Here is an 8,088-nt window from a genome sequence, read left to right on the forward strand (position 1 = left end):
GTGATATCGTCTCTTAATGACTTTTCCAAATCCGGCATTTCCTTCGTATAAAGCCTAATAGGCTTCGGCTCTTAGTCATCAATCTTGTTCACTAATGTAGAAACGATGACAACGGAAGAAGCGCTAATGTACTCAAGATGAACATTTAAAGAAACCCAGTTTTTGTAGGACTTTTTTCTTAACCTGAATTGGAAAACATCACTATACAAATTACAGCATAGCAGAAGACACTGTGGAAAATGTGCCTTGCGATGTTTCGTATCACTATGGTCAAACCCACTTTTTATGAGGTAGAAATGAAGCGTTCTATGCCATCTAAATCTCTTAACTCACTAGGCAAATACTCCTCAGCATATTGCAGGTAAACACCGCTGGTTAGCAGTAGTTCGAAAATGTCTCTATCGATATGACCACTATCTACCATCTTCGACAGAATGGTGATGGATTCACTAAGTGGCTTAGCTTTCTTGTAAGGTCTATCCGATGCCGTTAATGCCTCAAAAATGTCTGCGACAACTAGGATCCTCTCAGGTATTGAGAGCTCATTATGGTTTATGCCCCTTGGGTAGCCTGTTCCCAATAGTGTCTCGTGGTGGGTTGTTGCGTAGCGTGGAACACGAGCCAACTCAGGTGGAAATGGAATGCTTTCCAGCATTTTTATTCCACTTATCATATGTTCATTAATTTTAAAACGTTCTTCATTAGAGAGTGTTCCACGTCTTACAGAAAGGTTATACAGCTCGCCATGATTATAGAGTTTGTCGGGCACTTCCATGTTAATACCAAACAGCGCCACATCGCCAAAAGGTTGTTCGCGCTCTATGATATGTTCGGGTTTATCAGATAACAGCTTTTCCGTTGCAGGAGTTTGCTGCGGTTGATAACGCGTTTCTTCTAACGGTGATAACCCTAAGCCAGCATCAAAATAACGAGTCCATTCTTTTTCTGCTAATTGCTTCAATCGAGTAACATCATCGTCAGACATAAACTCTCCGCCGACGTTCGCATTAGCGATAAAAGCAAACTCTTCCCTTAATGCAGCTAGATCACTTCGCAAATCACTCTCTAGGTCCACTTCTTTTTCCAAGCGCGACAGGAGGTAATCAATTTGCGCATCTCGCCACAATACTTCAAACCGCATTCTGACCTCGTGGATACGGTTATAGTTTGTTTCCAATTTACTGCCTTTATCTACGACGTACTCTGGCGTCGCGATCTTGCCACAGTCATGTAACCAAGCCGCTACTCGAAACTCTCGTCGTTCATCATCATTTTCAAATTTGAAGTTTTTAAATGGTTCACTGTCAGAGGTTTCAGCTGCTTCGGCTAACATCAAAGCAATTTCAGGAACTCGATTACAGTGCCCAGCAGTATAAGGCGACTTTTCATCAATCGCGCGCGCGATCAACTGTATCATCGCCTCAAAGAACAGGTTCTGTTGTTTCTCGAAATTTTCTAATGAGTAGCTGCCTCGCATCACAGACAGACCGAGTTGGTGGATTTCCTCAATACGACTATGGATGCGAGTAACCTTTGAATATTGTCGTTGATTAATGAGTCGAACTTGCTCTCTCAACTGATTTATCGGCTTTGAGATAGGGCGTGCGACTTGCCAAGCTATCGGCAACAAAAGTAACAGCACCAACAATGACGCACCGATTGAGTAGAGAGCAACCTCATTCACCCCTGCCATGATATACGATTTAGGAATCACCACGGCAAAATATCGCGAATCCAGCTCTCTTAACTTGGCAACATAAAGATAGGTTTCTACCCCATTAATAGTCGTTAGTTGCACGTTGCTGCCATTCGAGCGCATCTTCCCTATATCAAGAAGTTCTGGGTAAGGGATGAAAGTAAACGTCGACTGAGTTGCACCTTTTGCAAACCACTTCTCGCGCAATTCGCTACGATGTTCTTCAGAGATCGAATTAATCGCTAAATCGATTATTTCCACAATCTCCTTGTATTCTTCACGCACAGAGTAATAGAACTCTCTTGGCAAGAGCTCAGATTCTATCGGTACTATCTTTAATTCTTTACGAAACTTCTGCTGTACTTTACTCTGTAGCACTTGCTTCATATCTAGCACCGCTGAAATATTCCCGGCTTCAAGATCATCAATCGCCGAATGCAGTGAAGAATAAGAAATCAACGTCAAATTGGGAAATGAATCCAATAAGTTATCCTGAATACTCCAGCCTCGAAGAATTCCTATCTTTTGATTACTGATCGCATCAAGGCTAGAAAAATCATTGTTATCCTGCTTGGTAAGCAGTGCAAAGTTACCTCGATAGAGCGGAGCTCCCAGAATACCACTTTGTGAAAAGTCGCTAGGGTCAGAAATTGACTGCAATATGTCGAGATTACCTTGAGAGAAATCGTTCACTAGTTCATCCCAAGAGCGCCCATTAACAAACTTAAACTTTAGACCTGTCATTTCTGAAATCATTTTGAACAGATCAATAGCAAATCCATTTGGCCGACCACCTACAGTATAATCTAGCGGTCCCCAGTCATTTTGGTTGGAGACTTTAAGCTCGGGCAACTGACTAATCAACGATTGCTGCTCTTCAGTAAGCTTTATCGGTGTCACTAGAGGAATACGGTCCTCAATATCTATCATTTTGTTCGTTGCGATCAACCGCCCATCCTGTTGATAAATAAACGACTCTGCCTCAGGACGTTTACTATTTTCCACAAAACGATTGGTTAATTGGGATTCCAGAGAAGACAGTAGAATATCCACACCAACAACTGTCGCGGTTCCTTCTACTTTGATAGAGAAAGTTTCACCGTTTACTTTCACGGTATTAAATAGGTACGGAGCTGTCTCAAAAACAGTTTCAACGTTGGCATTTTCATACCAACTACGCTGAGTGGGCAAAAAGTTGCTAAATTCAGTGCGGGTATCGGTACGTTGGAATTGTTGGTTATAAAAAATAGACGTTTTCTGCCGCTCTTTACCTCTTCCTTGGTGCAGAACCAGTAACCACTTGTCATGTTCTTGAGCGCCTACTCGTGTTTTTATCTCTTGAGTGGACAAATTGATAAGTTGGAAGAAATCGTTGTTTTCTTTTGCAACAAAAATACTGTGAAGGTTTGGATCTCGAGCGAGAAGTTTAGAGAGCGGAACAATTATTCGCTCATCAGCCGAGTCTATTCCAATGATAGAAACAAGCTGAGCGCTGCTGCGAGCTGCGTTCTCCGCTAAGCTTTGCAAGTTACCAAGATACTCTGAAACGCCGGTAGCGATAGTGTTGTAACGGTTGAGTGTGTGCTCTAACTCTTTCTTACTTGAGAAGTAGTATTGTAAAGATATCGCGACCGCAGAGGTAACAATCGTACAACACACAAACATCACGCCCAAAACAACGCGCAAAGAGATCCTTCTATGAGCAACTTTTTTCACAGCAATATATCCTTCGTTTAGCCTAAGATCTAAGTTAATTATCAACTCATCAGAAAGTCAAACAATTGTTTTAATTGATTTATATGCTCAAGAGAAGTTTGATCAATAAGTACGAGTGACCCCTTGCTTAAATAAAAAAGGAGCAGCTAAAAGCGGCTCTCTATTATTCGATATTTATGTTGATGCATCTTAGTGCCCTGTAAGAAGGCTCAATAGACAGAAAGAGTGTGTGAGCTTTTTTAGGCAAAATAATGCAATAACCAGTGTTTTCAGCGGCGAGTCAATTCATTGGGTTCGGTATCATCTCCGGTATTGCCTTTTTCCTGTTCACTCTAATTTCTGTTCGATTATTCTTTAAATCATCACCAGATCAAGGGGTGATTATTCAAGGTGGCTTTCGTGCTAATACCGGCATTATTGGTATTGCTTATGTCGCGAATGCATTTGGTAGTTCAGGTTTAGCATTAGGCGCACTGTATGTTGCGGCAACAACATTTCTCTACAATATCCAAGCCGTCATATGCCTTTCTCCACGGGGTTCCGTATCGGGGATGCAAGCACTGAAGATGATGGGGAAAACATTAACCAAGAACCCACTGATCATCGCGATTTCACTTGGTCTTCTTTTTTACGTTCTCGCCATTCCTGTACCGACAGTAATTACTGAAGCTGGTAATTACTTATCGAAAATGACGCTACCTTTGGCTCTGTTATGCACCGGAGGGTCACTTAACCTGACCGCTCTTAGGGCAGATCAAGCAGCGCAGTGGTTTGCCAGTAACTACAAGTTACTCATAGCGCCAGTATTGATCACTTCGGTCGCTTATTGGGTTGGTTTTAGGGACATTGAGCTAGGCATTTTATTCTTTATGAACGCTTCACCCGTTGCGGCAGCAAGCTACGTGATGGCACGCTCGATGGGCGGAAACTCGATTCTGGCAGCAAACATCATTGCCTTCACGACAGTGGCATCCACCATCACGTGCACTCTTGGTGTATTAATCTTGCAAGCTTATAGTTTGATATAAGCATAAAAGCGTTAAGTGCATATAAAAAAGAGCCGCTAAAAGCGGCTCTCAATTATTCAGTTTTTACGAAAAGTGACCGAATCACTCTTTACCGAATACGTTGTTCTCTTGCTCTTGTACGCGGATAAATGTCGTGCGCTTCGTTAGCTCTTTAAGCTTTGCTGCGCCTACGTATGTACACGTTGAGCGTACACCGCCAAGGATGTCTGAGATGGTGTCGTGCACTGTGCCACGGAATGGCAATAGTACGGTTTTACCTTCAGCTGCGCGGTATTTTGCAACGCCGCCAGAGTGCTTCGCCATCGCTGACTGTGAATTCATGCCGCAGAATTTGATCACAAAAAATAAATCAATTAAATCAATTAAATCAATAAGTTACAAATAAAACACTGTATATGATAACAGCAATTATGACGTTTTATACCGTCTGTTTAAGAAGTTTCCGAGGGCTGCCGCCATTTTTGTCGCCTCTCGCAACTTCCCTAATCTAAGAGCTGAGATTTAAGCTCTCAAAGCCGAAACCAACAAACAGGCTGCCATGAATTCAATAAGTTAAAACCATTGAGTTATTGATAATAGTTGGCATCGAGTAAACTATAGCCAAACCAAAAGCCGATATTAGTTTTTAATTTTCATAACAATCAAAACGCATTTGCTAGACGTTCCCCTACAGATTGGGCATATAACTTAGTCCCTACTTCATTTAAATGACTAGTGTCCAGATAAATCATTTCATTTTTGTAAAATGGCAATGATTCAAAAATAGAAGCATCTGACAAGTCAATATATTGAGCATTGTCATACTTTCCTGCTACTTGCTTGATAATTTCATTGGATGTCTTCCAATCTTGGGCTAAAACAACCTGAGTTGATAAGCCAAGCTCATTGAATCTTTGTAGTCGGATGGGATTTGATTTTAACCTTGGAATTTGAGATAGAACGACGACATCTATATCATCTTTCTTTGCATCTTCTAAAAATAGCTCCAGACTAGCCATGAAATCTTTACTCCTTGTTTGGTATGACCACATTCCAGCAATCACAACCTTATCGTAACTTGGGAGTAAATCCCTAATAACATCAATTTGATTTATACATGGTTGCCTAGCCCATTTAGGAAGACGATCCACATCAAATCCGGGTATTGTCACACAACTACTAGCTGTTATAACTTTAAACGACAACTTGTATTTATCACCTATTTCATCGAAAAAGCCATTTAGTTGAGCGGCATGACTATCACCAATGACAAGAACCTTTGTTTCTGAGTCTTCACTTCCTCTTATGCAATTTCCAACAATTTGACCATGGCATATTTTATCTGCGATCGCGTAACGAGTTAAATTCAACTCCAGAGGCTCAACTACATTCTTATTTATGTACTTTGAAGAAACGATAGCCAAACAAACAAGAAGTATAATTCCTATAACTCCGTAAGCAGAACGTTTCCCTTCCAATTTAAACAAAAAACCTTGCTCGACAAATCTGTACGATATATAAGAACAACAAAATGTGAGTATAGCAAATACAAACAACCAGTATTCACTTAGAGCGTAACTTTCTAAGTAGTATCTAATTCCTGCCAAAATTGCCCAGTGCCATAAATATAGTGAGTACGATAGTCCACCAACCCAAACTAAAATAGACAAAGAAAAGAATTTATTAGTCATGCTTTTCTGAGCAGAAATGATAAATGCTGTTCCTATACATGCAGGAAGAGCTAAAACCCCTGGAAACAGACTATTTTCATCAATACATATAATACTTCCTACTATTAGCATCAAGCCTACAGCAGCTAATAAATTGGATGTCACTCCACTCCATTTCTTACCGCTCCCAGTCAAAGCACACCACGAACCAATAAGAAACTCTGGAATTCTTGATATTAGAGAAAAATATACCCTCTGCTTATCATTATATACTAAAATCTCATAAGTACTATATGCACTTATTAAAAATATCAAGGTACAAACCGTTGTTTTAAGATATTTTGACGGCATATACATTAGAAGTAATGGTAAGAAAAAATAAAACTGCATCTCTACGGCTAATGACCAAGTATGCATAAGTGGCAATTCATTTGCGTTAGGTGCAAAGTAATTACCAAAATCAGCAAAATATTGATTACTGGCGAAATATGATGCATATTTCAAGCTATCTCTAAAGAACTTGAAATCTGAAGGTGTTAAAAGAATTGCCATAGCAATTGCAATGACCACCAAAAACACGATATAGGCAGGTACAATTCTTTTAAATCTACTAAAATAAAAATTCTTAAATGAAAATAAATCATTAATTTTCTGATTTAAAATAATAGATGTAATTAAGAAACCAGAAATTACCAAAAAAATATCGACGCCTATAAATCCACCAGGCACCCACTCTTTATTCACATGAAAAAGAATGACTGAAGAGACTGCCAATGCTCTAAGCCCTTGTATATCCTCGCGATAGGCTGTTCGCGACGGCTGATTTTGTAACATTAATTCCACATTTCCACTTAATAATTCAAATTCTAGGTCTGCACAGATCATACATAAGCTTTAGCATTATGTATATGTGAGATAGCGTGAATTCATGATTGTACTGTCTAATGATTCCTTCCTTGCATTGATAAACTATTAGTGTAAAACCAGAATAATATGGACGCTTGCGAAACGAACTAATCATTATCACATTCAACGTATCTTCGAAATTGAATTCGCACCTAGTTAAAAGAGAACAACAAAAGAAGGTGCGTTTATTTAAACGCCCTTCCTCGCCTTTAGTAGCTCATGCTCATATTGCCAACATCTAAATTCAGATCAGTGCCTTTCTCACCCTTCGCTTTGTCCACGGTTACTGGCTTATCTGATTTTATTCTCAATTCTACTTCTGATTTTACTATTCAAAGTTTGGTTTTTAATCGGCTGATAAGCATTGGATTGCCCTAATTGCGTTATCGCTTGATAACCTGAATCCACATCCGAATTATAAGACTTGCCACGTCGCTTATACCGTTCATAGCCTTCTAAGCGTGTTTGGCTGTATGTAACTTCAGACGCTGCATTTTTATTTTGGCGTTGCTTACTCGCCTTGGTTTGCTGTTTGGTTTTATCGCTCTCTTCATCATCATACCAAATGCTATTCCAGAACGATTTAACATTGTCCATTATTTGGGTTAATCCGCCAAAGTGATCAATCAACAATCCGACTCCAGCAATGATTGCACCGATCGCAATAATGAAAGGACCAAGAGGGTTTACTAGTACGACGGCGTTAATACCAATCAGCACTAATTTAACGCCGAGTAATGCGACGATCACTTCATGATGAATGGTGGCAATATATTGGTATTAAGAGACGTTCTTGGCCATGGTGATATATCCATGACGATGCGATACGCACATTTCGCCCCCGATCACCTCTCTGAAACAATAGAAAAGAACCCTCTCGCATTTCTTTGAATTTGCATAAAATAGAATAAAAATGCAATTTCCAGCATTTCTGCAAAATAAAAGTGTCTTGTGTATAGAGTAAGCGCCCCATGAGCCCACGGGGCGATATTACTAATGTTTAAAGTTCCAGGGTAGGAGTGCATCGATATCTGGCTCAGTTTGCGCTAGCTCTTTCATGCACTTGACCATGTAGTCGTAGAGGATAAGCCCG

The 8,088-nt window shown here is 40.1% G+C and carries 4 protein-coding genes and 2 pseudogenes; 2 read left to right on the forward strand and 4 right to left on the reverse strand.

Annotated elements, in window-relative coordinates; translation table 11 throughout:
• Nucleotides 1-283: 283 nt before the first annotated feature.
• Nucleotides 284-3,361 (reverse strand): HD domain-containing phosphohydrolase, encoded by a 3,078-nt coding sequence (locus IRQ95_RS13375; RefSeq protein WP_194437405.1) that lies wholly within the window; start codon nucleotides 3,359-3,361, stop codon nucleotides 284-286.
• A 314-nt stretch (nucleotides 3,362-3,675) separates the two neighbouring features.
• Between IRQ95_RS13375 and IRQ95_RS13380 the strand changes: the two genes are divergently transcribed.
• Entirely contained in the window at nucleotides 3,676-4,440 is a 765-nt protein-coding gene (locus IRQ95_RS13380; protein WP_194437398.1) for an AEC family transporter, read from the forward strand.
• A gap of 81 nt (nucleotides 4,441-4,521) precedes the next feature.
• On the opposite strand, the pseudogene IRQ95_RS13385 reads toward IRQ95_RS13380, so the two are convergent.
• The 3 genes and pseudogenes from IRQ95_RS13385 to IRQ95_RS13395 all read right to left on the reverse strand — a co-directional run.
• Nucleotides 4,522-4,776, reverse strand: a pseudogene (locus tag IRQ95_RS13385) (IMP dehydrogenase); the annotation flags it as partial.
• A gap of 305 nt (nucleotides 4,777-5,081) precedes the next feature.
• The gene (locus tag IRQ95_RS13390) at nucleotides 5,082-6,974 is read right to left on the reverse strand and encodes an acyltransferase family protein (protein WP_194437400.1); all 1,893 of its coding nucleotides are present in this window, start codon (nucleotides 6,972-6,974) and stop codon (nucleotides 5,082-5,084) included.
• Nucleotides 6,975-7,286: 312 nt separating this feature from the next.
• Nucleotides 7,287-7,745 carry a hypothetical protein gene (locus IRQ95_RS13395; RefSeq protein ID WP_228481415.1) on the reverse strand — a complete coding sequence of 153 codons (459 nt, stop codon included), beginning with the start codon at nucleotides 7,743-7,745 and terminating at the stop codon, nucleotides 7,287-7,289.
• Between IRQ95_RS13395 and IRQ95_RS22225 the strand changes: the two are divergent.
• Nucleotides 7,743-7,886: pseudogene (locus IRQ95_RS22225) on the forward strand (site-specific integrase); the annotation flags it as partial. The gene IRQ95_RS13395 and the pseudogene IRQ95_RS22225 overlap by 3 nt on opposite strands.
• Between the last annotated feature and the right edge of the window lie 202 nt (nucleotides 7,887-8,088).

The organism is Vibrio fluminensis, from assembly GCF_015278125.1.
GTDB classification, from domain to species: Bacteria; Pseudomonadota; Gammaproteobacteria; order Enterobacterales; family Vibrionaceae; genus Vibrio; species Vibrio fluminensis.